Origin of the sequence: Deinococcus metalli (assembly GCF_014201805.1) — a bacterium.
Lineage (GTDB): Bacteria > Deinococcota > Deinococci > Deinococcales > Deinococcaceae > Deinococcus > Deinococcus metalli.
Genome location: NZ_JACHFK010000013.1, coordinates 16,639 through 30,930, shown reverse-complemented (window position 1 = coordinate 30,930; position 14,292 = coordinate 16,639). Strand labels below are relative to the sequence as shown.

The following is a 14,292-nucleotide window of genomic DNA, read 5'->3' as shown; positions in this document are numbered from 1 at the left end:
CAGAGGGCAGGGCCGCGGGATCACGACATGGACGTTCCCCGGCCCATGGTGCTGCTGGTTTTGGCCGATTGGGAGGTAGTCTCCGAGAGCGTTACGGAGCTGCACCGCTGCCTGAGTGAAGAGGACAGCTCACACCCTTCTCGGCGGTCGATGCGTTGGGACTCAGGCGACGGTATACCCCACCTTAACCTGGCGCGGGGATGCTGCGCGGCATGATGACCGCACCCGTTCAGACGCCCCGCACGGTGAAGCGCCCCTTGTGGGTCTGGCCCATCGCTGCATCGGCCGTGCCCGCTGCTGGCGTACTGGGCCTCGGCAGCGAGGTGCTTGAACGCCAACCGATCACGCCGGACATCGGCGCTATGGCATGGCTGCACGCCCACACGGGCGCGGGCCTGCAGCTCTTCGGGCATGTGATGAACGCCGTAGGCGGCCCGTGGGTGACCACGCCACTGTTCATCCTGCTGCCCCTGCTCCTGGGGTTCCGCAGACGGTGGCACCTGGCGCTGTTCGCTGGTGTGGGGTTGTGGCTGGCCGAGGCGACGCAGTGGCTGCTCAAGCTCGCGTATGGCCGGCCGCGTCCAGACCTGTGGCCAAGCGACGTGTATGTCTCGGGGCTGTCGTTCCCCAGCGGACATGCCACGGCCGCGGCCGCGCTCGCCGCCGTGCTGATCGTTCTGGCATGGCGGAGCCGCTGGCGGTGGGTGGTGCTGGGCGCAGGCGTCGTCTACGCTGCGCTGATGGGCCTCTCGCGCGTGGTGCTGGGCGTGCACTACCCCACCGACGTCCTGGCCGGGGCGCTGACGGGATTGACGTGCGTCATGGCCACACTCGCGGTCTTGCTGTTCCTGAGGCGCGTCTGATGCGGCTGTTGATCGTCGAGGACGACCCACACATCGCGGAACTGCTCCGCGACGGGTTGAGCGAGGACGGCTATGAGATCGACGTGGCCCCCAGCGCCACGGTCGGTGCGGAGCTGGCTCAGCTCTTTCCGTACGGCCTGCTGATCGTGGACGTGATGCTGCCCGAGGGCATCGACGCCGGGTACGTGCTGGGCCGGCAGCTGCGCGCTGCTGGGGTGGTCACCCCGATCCTGTACCTGACGGCGCGCGGCACGGTCGCCGACCGCGTTCAGGGCCTCGACGCCGGCGGTGACGATTACCTGCTCAAACCCTTTGACTTCACCGAGCTGAGCGCCCGGGTGCGCGCCCTGCTGCGCCGGGCCAGTGGGAACGCCCAGAACACCGTGCAGCTCCCGGGCGGCTGGGTCATGGATCTGGCGGGCCGGGAGCTGTACCGCGCGGGCGTCCGCGCCGACCTCGCCCGCCGGGAGTTCGGGCTGCTGGAACTCCTGGCCCTGAACCCGGGGCGGGTGTTCACCCGCGACGAGATCATCGACCGCCTGTGGAGCGGGGACGCGAACGTCGAACCCAAGGTGATCGACGTGTACGTCAGCATCATCCGGCGCAAGACCGACGACACGCTCATCGTTACGCTGCGCGGCACTGGATACCGGCTGGGCGGCGCAGGATGATTGCGAACCTGAGCCTTCGCATCAAACTGACCCTCGGATACGCGCTCGTGTTCGCCGTGACCGTCGTGCTGGGCGGCGCGGGCGTGTACTTTGCGGCCGAACGGGCGCTGGGCGCGTCCCTCGACGCCACGCTGCAGGAAACGGCCAGCGTGGCGCGTGCCAGCATCGAGCGGGTGGACGGACAGACGGCATTCACCCCAGACCTGAACCCCAACGCTGATCTGAGCATCGAACTCCTGCGTCCAGACGGACAGGTAATCGCGCGGGCTGGCAACGCTTCGGAAGGCACTCGCACGCAGTTTCCGGTCACGCCGGGCCTCGGTACTGAGGACGCCCGCCGCGTGTTGACCCTGCCTGTCGAGGGTCTGGTGCTGCGGGTGTCGCGTTCCACCGAGGCGCTCTCGGGCTTTCTGGAGACGCTGGCCAAGTTGCTCCTGATCGGCAGCGTCTTTATGATTGCGGCCGCCTGCGCGGCCGGGTACTGGCTGGCCGACCGCGCCCTGCGCCCCGTGGACGCCGTGGTCCGCACGGCCGACGCGATCGCCCGCCGGGGCGACTACGCCGAGCGGGTGCTCCAGGCGCCGGGCAACGATGAGATGGCCCGCCTGACGAGAACCGTGAACTCCATGCTGGACGGCCTGTCGCACACCATCGAGCGGGAGAAGAACTTCGCCCGCACGGCCGCGCACGAGTTGCGCACCCCGCTGACCGTCCTGCGCGGGCGGCTCGACCTGACCCTCAAACGCCCGCGCGAGGCGGCGGAGTACGAGCGCGCCCTGCTGGGCATGCGGGGCCGCGTGGAGGCGCTCCAGGACCTCACCGAAGGGCTGCTGGCCCTCGCCCGCAGCGAGGCGCCGGTGGCCCTCCAGCCGGTCGATCTGGCGGCCGTGGCGGTCGGCGCCAGCGAAGTGTTCGAGGATACGGCTCATGCGCAGGGCAAACGTCTGGCCCTTGAGATCGAGCCTACGGAGGTACACGCCGAGCCAGACGGCGTGGCCCGGGCGCTGGGCAACCTGCTGGAGAACGCCCTGAAGTACGGCGACGGTGACGTCATCTGGATCCGCACCGCGGCGCGTGAACTCAGCGTGGAGAGTCTCGGGCCTGGGCCGGCGCGGGACGACTGGCCCCGGCTGCTGCTGCCCTTCGAGCGTGGCGCGGGCGTGCAGAGCGTGGAGGGCAGCGGCCTGGGCCTCGCCCTGGTGTCGGCCCTCGCGCGGCGCTGGCATGCCCAGCTCATCCCAGAGTGGACGGCCACCACCTTTCAGGTTCACCTCAGGTTCCCGGCCACATGACAGTGCCTCTGCCGCCCGAGTCACTGTGGCCAGCTCGCCTTGCCATCCTGGCGGTGATCGGCCTGAACCTGGCGCTGAGCGAGCACCTGACCCTCGGCCCCACGTGGCTGCTGCCCAGCCTGGAGGGGCTGATGCTCGTGCCGCTGGTGGTTGTGCGTGGACGGGCCCGCCGGCACCTGGTTCGGCTGGAAGCCCGGGTGACGCCCTGGGCCCGGGACAGCCGCGTCCTGGCCATCGCCGTGATCGCCCTGCTGCACCTGACCAACCTCTCGTCCCTGGCGCTCCTGGTGCTCAGCCTGCTGCGCGGCAGCGGTGCCAGCGGGGTCAGCCTGCTGGCCGGTGCCCTGAACATCTGGGTCACCAACGTACTGGTCTTCAGCCTGTGGTACTGGGAGATGGATCAGGGCGGCCCGCTGCGCCGCGGTCTGATCGGCAAGCCCCCGGACTTCCTGTTCCCGCAGATGACGCTGGCCCCCACCACGCCCCCGTGGCGGCCGATGTACCTCGACTACCTGTTCCTGGCGTTCACCAACGGCTCGGCGTTCAGCCCCACCGACGCGCTGCCGCTGAGCCGGCGGGCCAAGGGGCTGATGATGCTGCAGGCGGCCACGTCCATGCTGACGGTCATCCTGGTGGCCAGCCGGGCGGTGAACATCCTCAAATGAACCGCCGGACGCTTCGCCGACCCGTCGTTCCGCTGACGCTGCTGGCCCTGCTGATCCTGGCCGTGTGGATCAACTCCCCACAGGTGGCGCAGCTGTACGACGCCGGGGCCGACCGGGTGGCGGCGCTTCCACCGGCGCCGGCCTTCACCCGTGGTGAGCGCGTGTTGATGCTCTCGCCGCACCCGGATGACGAGACGCTGTGCTGCGCCGGGATGATCCAGCAGGCCCGCGCGGCCGGCGCGGACGTGACCATCGTGTGGGCGACCGCCGGGGACGGGTTCGAGTTCGACGCCATGCTCACGCGCCGGGTGCTCGATCCCAGCGCGGCGGACATGCGCGCACTCGGCAACGCGCGGGTTCTGGAGGCCCGCCGCGCCGCCTCGCTCCTGGGCGTCGACGCGGCCCACACGGTCATGCTCGGCTACCCGGATGGGGGCCTGGAGCGGCTCTACACCACGAACTACACGCAGGCGTACACGGCCCCGACCACGGCGGCCACGGCCGTGTACGTGACCGGGGCGCTGACGCCGGGCGCGCCGTACACCGGGCAGGCGCTGGAGGCCGACCTGAACCGCGTCCTCGACCGGGTGCGCCCGGATCTGGTGCTCGCACCGTCCCCGCAGGACTTCCACCGGGATCACCACACCCTCTCGTTCATCGCGCAGCGCCTGCTCGCCCGCCGCCAGCAGATCGACCGCCTGCGCTTCTGGATGGTGCACGGCGGCGTGGAGTGGCCGCTGCCCAAGGGCCTGCACCCGCAGCTGTCGTTGACGGTGCCGCCGCTGGCCCCCCACACCCCGTGGCACCGCGTCGACCTGAACGCTGCCCAGGAGGCGACCAAGCTCGCGGCCGTGAACGCCTACGGTACACAGACGCGGATCATGGGCCGCTTCATGCGGGCCTTCGTGCGCCGCAACGAACTGCTCAGCGCCCCCTGAGGCCCCCGGGGCCCACACCTATACCAGGGCTCAATCCCGGCACGCGACGCTCGGGGCATGACGCGCCGGTGGTGGATGCTGGGCCTGGGTCTACTGGGCAGCCTCGCCGTCGGAACCGGGTACCTCGTCGAGGTGAACTGGCCCCTGCGGCAGGTGAGGATGCCGCACCGTCCTGCTCACGCCGCCATGGTGACGGTGGCGGTGCTCGACAGCGGGATCGGTGCCCAGCCCGCCCTGGGGGGCACGCGTGTCACCGGGCACGACTTCACCACCCGGGGATGGTCTCGCCCGATCACGAACGGGCACGGCACGGCGGTGGCCGGTGTCGTCCACAGTGTCGACCCGCAGGCCGCCCTGCTGGACGTCCGGGTGCTGGGAACCCACGGGCAGCCGTCGCTGGACGCGGCCATCCGGGCCCTGCGGTGGGCGGCCGGGCTGCCGGTGTCGGGTGTCCCCAGGAATGCCCATCCTGCCCGCGTGATCACGGCGTCCTTCTCACTGGCCACGGTGCCCCGGACGGGCTGTGCCCCCGCCATGCAACAGGCCGTGGATGAGGTGCTGCTGGCCGGGAGTGTGATCGTCGCGTCTGCGGGCAACATGGACGCGCCGGCCGCCCGCAACACCCCGGCCGGCTGCCGGGGGGTTCTGGCCGTGGCCGCCACGGATCAGCGCGGCGTCCGGGCACCCTACTCGAACTGGGGAGCGGCCGTGGCGCTCGCCGCCCCCGGGGGGAGTCCTCAGGAGGGCGTGGACGTCCTGAACGTCGGCACCGGCGAGCGTGAAGCGATGGGCACCAGTTTCGCGGCGCCGCTGGTGGCTGGGGCCGCCAGTCTGCTGCTCAGCGCGCAGCCAGACCTGAGCCCGCAGGCCGTGGGGCACCTGCTGCGGGGGAGTGCCCGGCCGTTCGCCGGTGGCCGCTGTGATCCGGATCCCCGGCGCAGCTGCGGCTCGGGCATCCTCGACATCGCCGCGGCCCTCCGGGATGGCCTCCACCCGCGCCACGGCGTGTTGCGCGGCCCGTGAGCCCGGCCTGGCCAGCACCGTGGCCCGTGCCCGGGGTCACTTCAGGACGCCGGCGGCGAGCAGGGCCAGGATGACGGCCCCCATCACCACCCGGTACACCGCGAAGCCCCGGAAGTCGTGTGTGGACACGTAGCGCAGCAGCCACGTCACGGACACCAGCGCGGTCACGAACGCGACGACCGTGCCGATCACCAGGGTGCTGCTCCCGCCGGGAATGCTGCCCAGCGCGTGCCGGGCCTTGTACAGGCTGTACAGGCCCGCCCCGCCCAGGATGGGAATACCCAGGAAGAACGAAAAGGCCGTGGCGGTCACGCGATTCAGGCCGGTCAGCAGGCCGCCGACGATGCTGGCCCCGCTGCGCGACACGCCGGGAATGATCGCGACCGCCTGCGCCACACCGATCAGCGCCGCCTGCCGGGTGGTGACGCTGTCCAGGTCAGGTTCGGTCAGCTCGACCGTGGCCTCCCGGCGCCGGGTGTCCACCCACCACAGTACGGCGCCGCCCAGGATGGCGCTGATGGCCACCGTCAGCGGGGAGAAGAGCGCCGCCTTGATGGCCTTCTCGAACAGCAAACCTAGCAGGGCAGCCGGCAGCGAGGCCACAATCAGGTTCAGCCAAAAGTGCCGGGCCGGGCGACTGCCCCGCAGTAGCCGGGTCAGTTGCCCGATCAGCTGCCGCCAGTAGTAGAGGATCACAGCCAGGATCGCGCCGAGCTGGATGACGACGGTGAGAACCTCCCCGGTGTCCCGGTAGCCGATCAGGCTCTCGGCGACGATCAGGTGACCGGTGGAGGACACGGGGAGAAACTCGGTAAGGCCCTCGACCACGCCAAGGATCACCGCCTGGAATTCTGGAGTCATGGGCGCGACCGTAGAGAACGCAGGTAAAGCCGGGGTATACCGGTGGCATACGCAAAACCGCGAACCCTGCAGTTCGCGGTTTCGACACCCTGGGGGAGGGTCATCAGGTCACGTTCAGGTGCCGGCCCCCATCACCATGGCCTGGAAGGTATAGCTGAAGTGGGTCACGGGATTCGTCAGGGTGAAGAGACCGACCTGACCGACCCGCAGGCTCCTGTTTGTCCGCCAGATCGACAGGCCGACCTGACCGGGCGCTTCTTCAGGGACAAGCTTGGCATGCACATTGCTGGGCAGATTCATGGTCGTCAGCTGCACGGCACTGTAATTTCCCAGCTTGGACATGACACCTTCGGGCAGAATGACGCTCTGCCAGGCACTTTCGGTGTACAGTTGGTTGTCGGGCATGTACCCGCCTCCTGTCGTATCACTCACGATGGTTGCCTGCGGAACATCCAGCGGCACAGCGTGAACCAGGCTGAACAGGGCGGCGAAGGGCAGGGCAGCACACAGAAGGGTCTTTTTCATGGTGAATCTCCTTTACGCTTTCTGTTTTAGGCGGCCCGCCTTTAGGGAAGGTATAGCCATGAACAGCGTTCAGGAGCGGCTGGCCTTCCACAGGCTGACGGCGACGAAGACCAGCACGGCCAGCGGCAGCACCACCCATGCGCCCGCGAAATGCGCGAGGAGCGCGGTCGCGATCAATGCCGCGACCACGGCGGCCGCGACCGTCCAGTCGTCCCCGACGATGAAGTCGTACCAGAACCGGAAGAAGCCTGTCACGTATTTCACGCGGTCACCTCCGTGCGTGCCGCGCGGGCCGTGTGCCTCCGCCTGAGCCACGTCACAAATCCATACGACGCGGCTGCGTACACGACCAGCAGACCAAGGATCGCCGCATCTCCGCCGGGCCACACGGCGCCGGCCCCCTCGGCCGCCCAGAACGTGCCGAAGGTCGTGAGCATCACGCCCACCGTGAACTTCAGGGTGTTCTCCGGCACCTGCGACAGCGGCCGGTGGATCAGCAGGCCCAGGGCCAGGACGACCACCAGCGCCGCGCCCGCGCCCCACGCGGCCAGGCCCAGCTGCTGCGCACTGGCCCCGAAGGTCACGACGATGAACGCGACCTCCAGGCCCTCGAGCAGCACGCTCTTGAAGGTCAGGGCGACGCCATAGGTGTCGAGGGCGCCGGGTCTCACAGCACCCTGTGCCTGGGCGGCAGCCGTCTCAGCGGCGAACGTGGCGTCCTCGTCGTGCAGGGCTTTGAAGCCGCTGGCGCGCAGCATGGCCTTGCGCCACCACTGCACGCCGAAGATGAGCAGCAGCGCGCCGACGATCAGGCGCAGCGGCTGCAGGGGCAGGCGGGACAGCACGGGCCCGAAGAGGGCGACGATGACCGCCAGCAGGATCAGGGCGGCGGCCGTGCCGGAGAGGGCCGAGCGCCACCCGCGGGTGAGGCCGACCGCGAGAACGATGGTCAGGGCCTCGACCATCTCGACTGACGACGCCAGGAAGGACGACAGGACAACGAACACTTCGTGCATGGCACCTCCAGCCGTCAGCTTCCCCTCCCAACGTAAAGCCCGGGTGTGGACGCGCGCGGCTATACCTGCCCTCAACGTGCGGTGCCTACGATGCGCGCGCGCTCAGCGCGCCGGAGGTTTCATGAACACAGTCCTGACCGCTCCCCACCCGCTCCCTGCCCGCCCCGGTCGGCACCCGTGACGACGGCCGCCGGCAGCACCACCGATCACCTGCGCACCGTGATCAGCAAGGTGCCGGAGGTCACGGCCTTCTTCTGGATCATCAAGGTGCTCGCCACGACGGTCGGTGAGACGGCCGCCGATTACTTGAACACCACCCTGAAGCTCGGCCTGACCGGCACCACCGTCGTGATGGGCGTCCTGCTGATCGCCGTGCTGGTCGCGCAGTTCCGCTCCAGCCGCTATGTACCGGGCATCTACTGGGCGGCCATCGTCCTGGTCAGCGTGGTCGGCACGTTGATCACCGACAACATGACCGACCACTTCGGCATCAGCCTGTGGACGAGCAGCGCCATCTTCGCCGCCGCGCTGGCCGCGACCTTCTTCGCGTGGTGGCGGCGTGAGGGAACGCTCTCGATCCACTCGATCTTCACGGCCCGGCGCGAGGCCTTCTACTGGCTCGCCGTGCTGTTCACGTTCGCGCTGGGCACCGCGACCGGCGACCTGGTCGCGGAAAAGTTGCAGCTCGGGTACGTCGTGTCCGTCGGCCTGTTCGCAGGGCTGATCGTCCTCGCTGCCCTCGCACACCTGTTCCTGAAACTGAACGGCATCCTGACCTTCTGGATCGTGTACATCCTGACGAGGCCGCTTGGAGCGTCCATCGGGGACTCGCTGTCGCAGGCGAGGGCCGACGGCGGGCTGGGCCTGGGCACCACGGTGACCAGCGCCCTGTTCCTGCTGGCCATCTTGGGCGTCGTGGGCTACCTCGCCGTGACGCGGCGGGATCAGGTGGCGCTCGCGCCGGCGGACGCCGAAGCGGCGTGACGCCCGGCGCAGTCCGGGCTCCCGGATGCCCCTGCGGTCCCCGGGAGCCGCGTCTCAAGAGGTATACCCGCCCTTTACCTGCCCTCCCTATGCTCCGGCCATGTCCGATCTCCCTCACCTGATCCAGAGCGTCTCCTACGCCGGGATCTTCGGCATGGTCTTCGCGGAGTCCGGCCTGCTGGCCGGCTTCTTCCTGCCGGGCGACAGCCTGCTGATCACGGCGGGCCTGCTCGCCCGGCAGGGCACGCTGAACCTGCCGGGCCTGATGCTGGCGGTGGCGGCCGGAGCGATCCTTGGGGACAGCGTGGGGTACGCCATCGGCCGGAAGTTCGGCCCGGCGGTGTTCAACCGCGAGGGCAGCCGCCTGCTGCGGCCGGAATACGTCCAGCGCACGCAGGCGTTCTTCGACCGGCACGGCAGCCGGGCGCTGATCCTGGCGCGCTTCGTGCCGGTGGTGCGCACCGTCGCCCCGACCATGGCCGGTGTGGGCGGCATGGCTTACCCGAAGTTCCTGACATACAACGTGGTCGGGGGCCTGCTGTGGGCGCTGGGCGTGCCACTGCTCGGCTACGCGCTGGGGGGCCTCATCCCGAACCTCGACCGCTACATCCTGCTGCTCGTCGGCGTGGTCGTGGTCCTGAGTTTCATCCCGGTGGCGCTGGAAGTCCGCCGGGCCCGAACGAACGTGGAGTGAACGTGGGGGAGTTACGGTGGGGACGGCCGAAGCGGGCTGTCCCCATTGCCCGTATGCGTCACGCCGAGCGTCGTCCAGCGCGGTCTTTACCGCACCTCAACCTCCCGGTTCTACGGTCACGGTGGAGGTTCACCATGACCAAGCGCCTGCCCATCACCGCCCTGCTCCTGACGGCGGCCCTGACTCCCCTCGCCGCCCACGCCCAGACGTCCACCCAGGTCGCCCCGGAAACCCACCCGGTCGGCGACATTCCCGACAACCAGGCCTTCGTGCGCTACGCCAGTGCAGCCGGCGGGTACTCGCTGGAGGTGCCCGAGGGCTGGGCCCGCGCCGTCAGCGGCACGCGCGTGACCTTCACGTCCAAGCTCGGCGCGGTGGAGGTCTGGACGGCCGGCAGCACCGGGACGCCCACGCCGGCCAGCGTGCGTTCCGGGGAACTGGCCGCGCTGGCGAAGACCGTCCCGGGCCTCAAGGTCACGGCGGTCAAAGCCGTCACGCTGCCGTCCGGGCCGGCCGTCCGGGCGAGCTTCACGTCCACCGGGCCGGTGAACGCCGTGACCGGGCGCGCCCCGGCGCTGGAGAACGACCTGTATGTGCTCTCCCATGCTGGGAAGCGGGTGCTCCTGCGGTTCTCGGCCCCGCTGGGCTCGGACAACGTGGACGCGTGGAAGCAGATGTCCGACTCGCTGCGCTGGCGGTGAGGGGCGTGACCCTGCTGAACGCCACCGATCTGTACCGCTTCTACCACGTGGGGGACGACGAGACCCGCGCCCTGCGTGGGGTCAGCCTGGAGCTGCGGCCGGGCGAACTGACCGTGCTGCTGGGTGCCTCTGGCAGCGGGAAGAGCACCCTGCTTGCGTGCCTGGCGGGCCTGGACGATCCGGACGGGGGGTGGATCGCGCTCGGTGGAGAGCGGCTCTCCCGGCAACCGGAAGCGCGCCGCGCCCGGCTGCGAGCCGCGCACCTGGGCGTGATGCTCCAGAGCGGCAACCTCATCCCCCACCTGAGCGTGCTGGACAACGCCCTCCTCACGGGCGCGCTGCTCGGACGCCGGGACGCCGCGCGGGCGCGGGAACTCCTGAACCGGGTCGGTCTGGCGCAGCGCCTGCACGCCTACCCGTCCCAGCTGTCCGGCGGGGAGACGGCGCGCGCCGCGCTGGTCGCCGCCCTGGCGCACGGCCCCCGAATTCTGCTGGCCGACGAGCCGACCGCCGAGGTCGATGCAGAGACCGAAGACCGCGTGACGGAGCTGATCGGCGACTTCGTGCACGGGCAGGGTCGCGCCGCTCTGATCGCCACCCACAGCCCGCGCCTGGCCGCCCGGGCCGACCGGGTGCTGCACCTGAGTGACGGGCGGTGGGCTGATGCGTGACGTGATCGACCGCCCCGGCCTGCACCTGGGCCGCCTGGACACCGCCCTGGTCTCCGCGCACGACCTCACCCGCGACTTCCGGGTGGGCACCCAGACGGTGCACGCCCTGCGGGGCGTGTCCGTGTGGGTCGCGCCGGGCGACCGGATCGCGCTGCTGGGCTCCTCGGGGAGCGGCAAGAGCACCCTGCTGCACCTGCTGGGCGCGCTCGACGCGCCCACGTCCGGCACGCTGTCCTGGCCGGCCCTGGGTGCCCCCGACACCCTGCGGCCCGGCCGGGTATCCTTCGTGTTCCAGGCGCAGAGCCTGCTCGCCCCGCTGAGCGCCGTGGAGAACGTGGCCCTGCCGCTCATCCTGAACGGCCAGGATCAGGGCAGCGCCCTGCATGAGGCCCAGGAGTGGCTGGAGCGCCTCGACCTCGGCGCGCTGGCCGACCAGCTGCCCGAGGAACTCTCGGGCGGGCAGGCGCAGCGGGTGGCGGTGGCGCGTGCGTTGGTCACCCGGCCACGCCTGATCCTGGCGGACGAGCCGACCGGGCAGCTCGACTCCGCGACCGCGCAGCAGCTGATGGACGTGCTCCTCGCGGCGTTGGAGCCGGGCAGCGCGCTGGTGCTCGCCACCCACGATCCTGCAGTCGCCACACGTCTGAAGGACGTCTGGCACCTGCAAGGCGGGGCGGTGTCTGGGATCACCCGCTCGGTTCGGGGGCTGACGTGACCGGCGCGTGGCTGCGAGGGCTGCTCTCGCGGCGGGCCCTGCGGGTATGGGGCACCTCCGGGGGCGTGGCCCTGACGACCGCGTTCCTGGCACTGCTGCTGGCGTTCATCGCGACCGGCCGGGCGAACATGACCGCGCGGGCGGCCGCGTCCGTGCCAGTGGACTGGCAGGTGCTGCTGGGCCCACAGGCGAGCGCTGCAGCAGCCGAACAGGCCATCCGGGCCGCGACCCCCGTCAAGACCCTTCTCCCGGTCGGCTATGCCGATGTGGCCGCCCTGAGCGCCGTCACCGGCCCGGCTGGCCAGACGACCACGCAGACGACCGGGGCGGGCAAGGTGCTGGGACTGCCCCCCGGGTACGCGGCGGCCTTCCCAGCCGAACTCCGGGCGCTGGTCGGGGCGACGCAGGGCGTGCTCCTCTCGCAGCAGACCGCCGCCAACCTGCACGCCGGGGTCGGCGACCGCGTCACGGTCACGCGCCACGGCGCGCCGCCGGTGGCCGTGACGGTCGCGGGCGTGGTCGACCTGCCGGCCGCCGACTCGCTGTTCCAGGCGGTCGGGGCCCCGAAGGGGCTCGCTCCACAGGCCCCGCCAGACAACGTGCTGCTGCTGCCCCGGGCGCAGTTCGACGTGCTGTTCGCGCCGCAGCGCGCGGCGCGTCCGGACACCGTGCGCACCCAGCTGCACGTCCGGCTGGCCACGACGTTACCGGCAGATCCCGGCCGGGCCTTCGCGCTGGTCGGTCGCCTGGCGAACAACGTCGAGGCGCGGCTGGCCGGCTCGGCCGTGGTCGGCAACACCCTGGGGGCCACGCTGGACGGCGCGCGCGAGGGCGCGCTGTATGCGCAGGCATTGTTCCTGTTCCTGGGCCTGCCGGGCGCGCTGCTCGCCGCGGCCCTGACGGTCACGGTCGCGGAGGCCAGCGGCACCCAGCGGGCCGGCGAGGCCGCCCTGCTGCGCGTGCGCGGCGCGCCCGAGGGGCTCATCCTGCGGCTCGGCGCCGCGGAGGCGCTGGTCGTTGCGGGCCTGGGACTGCTGGCCGGACTGGGCGTGGCGGCGCTGCTCGCTCCGTCGCTGGCCGGCACGCCATTGACGTTGACGTCGCTCCTGTGGCCGGCCCTGGCTGGGCTGCTGCTCGCCCTGGGGGCCGTGCTGCTGCCGACCCTGGGGGCCGTGCGCTCGTCTACGGTGGCCGCGCAGCGCCAGGCGGTCCGGCGCCGCGGCATACCCCTGTGGCAGCGGCTGTACGTGGACGCCCTGCTGCTGATCCTGGCCGGCGTGGTGTTCTGGCGCAGCGCGGCGGGCGGGTACCAGCTCGTCCTCGCGCCGGAGGGCGTCACGCAGGCCAGCATCCAGATCGAGGCCTTCATCGCGCCGCTGGCGCTGTGGCTGGGCGGCACGCTGCTCGCCGTGCGGCTGCTGGGCGCGCTGCTGCGCCGGAACGTGCTTGGGCAGCTCCTTCGCCCCGTCAGCGGCCGGCTGTCCGGCATCGTGGCCGCCGCGCTCGAACGCCAGGGCGGCGTGCTCTCACGCGGCGCGGCGCTGGTGGCGCTGGCGGTGGCCTTCGCGCTGTCGACGTCGATTTTCAACGCCACCTACAACGATCAGGCGCGGGTGGACGCCATCCTGACCAATGGCGCGGACGTGACCGTGACCGGCACGGCCGCCGGGCCCGCCGGGCCGCAGCTCGCCGCCCTGACGGCCCTGCCCGGCGTGAGCGCCGCGCAACCCCTCATCCACCGCTACGCGTACGTCGGGGCCGACCTGCAGGACATCTACGGCATTGACGCGGCGCACTTCACGGACGTCAGCCACCTCTCGAACACCTACTTCAAGGAGTTGAGTGCCCCGGCAGCCCTGGCGAAGCTCAGCGCCCGCCCCGACGCCCTGTTCGTCTCCCAGGAGACCGTCAACGATTACAACCTCTCGCTTGGGGACGCCGTACGCCTGCGGCTTTTGAATGCCCGCACGCACCAGTATGCCGTGGTGTCCTTCACCTTCGTGGGCGTGGTGCGCGAGTTCCCCACGGCCCCCAAGGACTCCTTCCTGGTCGCGAACGCGGCGTACCTCGCGCAGCAGACCGGCAATGCGGTGGCGGAGGTCGCGCTGCTGAAGGTGAGTGGCTCCCCAGGCCAGGTCGTGGACGGGGCCCGCCGCCTCACCGCGAAGCTCCCGGGCGTGCAGGTCACGGATCTCGGCAGCGCCCGCGCGCGGGTGTCGTCCGGGCTTACGGCCGTGAACCTCGCGGGCCTGTCACGCATCGAGCTGAGCTTCGCCGCGGCGCTCCTGGCCGGCGCGACCGGGCTGGTGCTGGCCCTGGGCCTCACCGAGCGCCGCCGCACCTTCACGGTGCTCGGCGCGCTGGGGGCCACGTCGCGGCAGCTGGGGGCCTTCCTGAACGGCGAGGCGCTCGTGGTCGTCGGCCTGGGCGGGGCCTTCGGCCTCGTGATCGGCCTGGGCGTCGCCCAGACGCTGATCAAGTTGCTGCAGGGCGTGTTCGACCCGCCGCCTGAGGGCCTGCTGATGCCCTGGGTGTACCTGGGCGTGCTGCTGATCAGCGCGGTGGTCTCCACCGGCGCGGCTGTGGCCGTGGCCCGGCGTGCCTCCGGGCAGCGCGTGACGGAGGTGCTGCGCGCGTCCTGAGACCACCGGCAGGCGCCGCCGGACGCGGGGC

Annotated in this window: 16 protein-coding genes; 12 read left to right on the top strand and 4 right to left on the bottom strand. The window is 71.1% G+C overall.

Features of this window, described 5'->3' with window-relative positions:
• The first annotated feature begins 212 nt into the window (after positions 1-212).
• Genes HNQ07_RS19685 through HNQ07_RS19660 form a run of 6 tightly spaced genes read left to right on the top strand, consistent with a single transcriptional unit; the run spans position 213 to position 5,452 of the window.
• A complete protein-coding gene (locus HNQ07_RS19685; protein WP_221275240.1) occupies positions 213-863 on the top strand; it encodes a phosphatase PAP2 family protein in 651 nt (216 codons plus the stop codon).
• A complete protein-coding gene (locus HNQ07_RS19680) occupies positions 863-1,534 on the top strand; it encodes a response regulator transcription factor (RefSeq protein WP_184115011.1) in 672 nt (223 codons plus the stop codon). Before HNQ07_RS19685 ends, HNQ07_RS19680 begins: the two co-directional genes overlap by 1 nt.
• On the top strand, positions 1,531-2,826 hold the full coding sequence (locus tag HNQ07_RS19675; RefSeq protein ID WP_184115010.1) for a sensor histidine kinase: 1,296 nt from the start codon (positions 1,531-1,533) through the stop codon (positions 2,824-2,826). Before HNQ07_RS19680 ends, HNQ07_RS19675 begins: the two co-directional genes overlap by 4 nt.
• The gene (locus tag HNQ07_RS19670; protein ID WP_184115009.1) at positions 2,823-3,491 is read left to right on the top strand and encodes a hypothetical protein; all 669 of its coding nucleotides are present in this window, start codon (positions 2,823-2,825) and stop codon (positions 3,489-3,491) included. Before HNQ07_RS19675 ends, HNQ07_RS19670 begins: the two co-directional genes overlap by 4 nt.
• Positions 3,488-4,429, top strand: a complete 942-nt coding sequence (locus HNQ07_RS19665) for a PIG-L deacetylase family protein (RefSeq protein ID WP_184115008.1) — start codon at positions 3,488-3,490, stop codon at positions 4,427-4,429. The genes HNQ07_RS19670 and HNQ07_RS19665 overlap by 4 nt, the downstream gene beginning before the upstream one ends.
• A gap of 57 nt (positions 4,430-4,486) precedes the next feature.
• On the top strand, positions 4,487-5,452 hold the full coding sequence (locus tag HNQ07_RS19660) for a S8 family serine peptidase (protein WP_184115007.1): 966 nt from the start codon (positions 4,487-4,489) through the stop codon (positions 5,450-5,452).
• Between the two features lie 36 nt (positions 5,453-5,488).
• On the opposite strand, the gene HNQ07_RS19655 is transcribed toward HNQ07_RS19660, so the two are convergent.
• The 4 genes from HNQ07_RS19655 to HNQ07_RS19640 form a co-directional block, all read right to left on the bottom strand.
• Positions 5,489-6,313, bottom strand: a complete 825-nt coding sequence (locus HNQ07_RS19655; RefSeq protein WP_184115005.1) for an undecaprenyl-diphosphate phosphatase — start codon at positions 6,311-6,313, stop codon at positions 5,489-5,491.
• A 114-nt stretch (positions 6,314-6,427) separates the two neighbouring features.
• Entirely contained in the window at positions 6,428-6,838 is a 411-nt protein-coding gene (locus tag HNQ07_RS19650; protein ID WP_184115003.1) for a hypothetical protein, read from the bottom strand.
• Positions 6,839-6,907: 69 nt separating this feature from the next.
• Positions 6,908-7,102, bottom strand: coding sequence for a hypothetical protein (locus HNQ07_RS19645; RefSeq protein WP_184115001.1), 195 nt, complete (start codon positions 7,100-7,102; stop codon positions 6,908-6,910).
• Positions 7,099-7,854 carry a COG4280 domain-containing protein gene (locus HNQ07_RS19640; protein WP_184115000.1) on the bottom strand — a complete coding sequence of 252 codons (756 nt, stop codon included), beginning with the start codon at positions 7,852-7,854 and terminating at the stop codon, positions 7,099-7,101. Before HNQ07_RS19640 ends, HNQ07_RS19645 begins: the two co-directional genes overlap by 4 nt.
• Positions 7,855-8,031: 177 nt before the next feature.
• Here HNQ07_RS19640 and HNQ07_RS19635 point away from each other — a divergent pair, with 177 nt between their 5' ends.
• The 6 genes from HNQ07_RS19635 (at position 8,032) to HNQ07_RS19610 (ending at position 14,261) form a co-directional block, all read left to right on the top strand.
• Entirely contained in the window at positions 8,032-8,838 is an 807-nt protein-coding gene (locus HNQ07_RS19635; RefSeq protein WP_229832203.1) for a COG4705 family protein, read from the top strand.
• A 100-nt stretch (positions 8,839-8,938) separates the two neighbouring features.
• Entirely contained in the window at positions 8,939-9,532 is a 594-nt protein-coding gene (locus HNQ07_RS19630; RefSeq protein WP_184114998.1) for a DedA family protein, read from the top strand.
• A 134-nt stretch (positions 9,533-9,666) separates the two neighbouring features.
• Positions 9,667-10,233 (top strand): hypothetical protein, encoded by a 567-nt coding sequence (locus tag HNQ07_RS19625; protein WP_184114997.1) that lies wholly within the window; start codon positions 9,667-9,669, stop codon positions 10,231-10,233.
• A gap of 5 nt (positions 10,234-10,238) precedes the next feature.
• Positions 10,239-10,904, top strand: a complete 666-nt coding sequence (locus HNQ07_RS19620) for an ABC transporter ATP-binding protein (RefSeq protein ID WP_184114996.1) — start codon at positions 10,239-10,241, stop codon at positions 10,902-10,904.
• Positions 10,897-11,619: an ABC transporter ATP-binding protein gene (locus tag HNQ07_RS19615; RefSeq protein WP_184114995.1), complete on the top strand. Its 723-nt coding sequence runs from the start codon at positions 10,897-10,899 to the stop codon at positions 11,617-11,619. The genes HNQ07_RS19620 and HNQ07_RS19615 overlap by 8 nt, the downstream gene beginning before the upstream one ends.
• On the top strand, positions 11,616-14,261 hold the full coding sequence (locus HNQ07_RS19610) for an ABC transporter permease (RefSeq protein WP_184114994.1): 2,646 nt from the start codon (positions 11,616-11,618) through the stop codon (positions 14,259-14,261). The genes HNQ07_RS19615 and HNQ07_RS19610 overlap by 4 nt, the downstream gene beginning before the upstream one ends.
• Positions 14,262-14,292: the final 31 nt, after the last annotated feature.

What these genes read in the sequence shown, in the direction of transcription:
- HNQ07_RS19685 (WP_221275240.1), top strand. Translation starts at nt 213, where the DNA reads ATGATGACCGCACCCGTTCAGACGCCCCGCACGGTGAAGCGCCCCTTG.
- HNQ07_RS19630 (WP_184114998.1), top strand. Translation starts at nt 8,939, where the DNA reads ATGTCCGATCTCCCTCACCTGATCCAGAGCGTCTCCTACGCCGGGATC.
- HNQ07_RS19665 (WP_184115008.1), top strand. Translation starts at nt 3,488, where the DNA reads ATGAACCGCCGGACGCTTCGCCGACCCGTCGTTCCGCTGACGCTGCTG.
- HNQ07_RS19615 (WP_184114995.1), top strand. Translation starts at nt 10,897, where the DNA reads ATGCGTGACGTGATCGACCGCCCCGGCCTGCACCTGGGCCGCCTGGAC.
- HNQ07_RS19675 (WP_184115010.1), top strand. Translation starts at nt 1,531, where the DNA reads ATGATTGCGAACCTGAGCCTTCGCATCAAACTGACCCTCGGATACGCG.
- HNQ07_RS19650 (WP_184115003.1), bottom strand. Translation starts at nt 6,838, where the DNA reads ATGAAAAAGACCCTTCTGTGTGCTGCCCTGCCCTTCGCCGCCCTGTTC.
- HNQ07_RS19670 (WP_184115009.1), top strand. Translation starts at nt 2,823, where the DNA reads ATGACAGTGCCTCTGCCGCCCGAGTCACTGTGGCCAGCTCGCCTTGCC.
- HNQ07_RS19655 (WP_184115005.1), bottom strand. Translation starts at nt 6,313, where the DNA reads ATGACTCCAGAATTCCAGGCGGTGATCCTTGGCGTGGTCGAGGGCCTT.
- HNQ07_RS19640 (WP_184115000.1), bottom strand. Translation starts at nt 7,854, where the DNA reads ATGCACGAAGTGTTCGTTGTCCTGTCGTCCTTCCTGGCGTCGTCAGTC.
- HNQ07_RS19625 (WP_184114997.1), top strand. Translation starts at nt 9,667, where the DNA reads ATGACCAAGCGCCTGCCCATCACCGCCCTGCTCCTGACGGCGGCCCTG.
- HNQ07_RS19680 (WP_184115011.1), top strand. Translation starts at nt 863, where the DNA reads ATGCGGCTGTTGATCGTCGAGGACGACCCACACATCGCGGAACTGCTC.
- HNQ07_RS19660 (WP_184115007.1), top strand. Translation starts at nt 4,487, where the DNA reads ATGACGCGCCGGTGGTGGATGCTGGGCCTGGGTCTACTGGGCAGCCTC.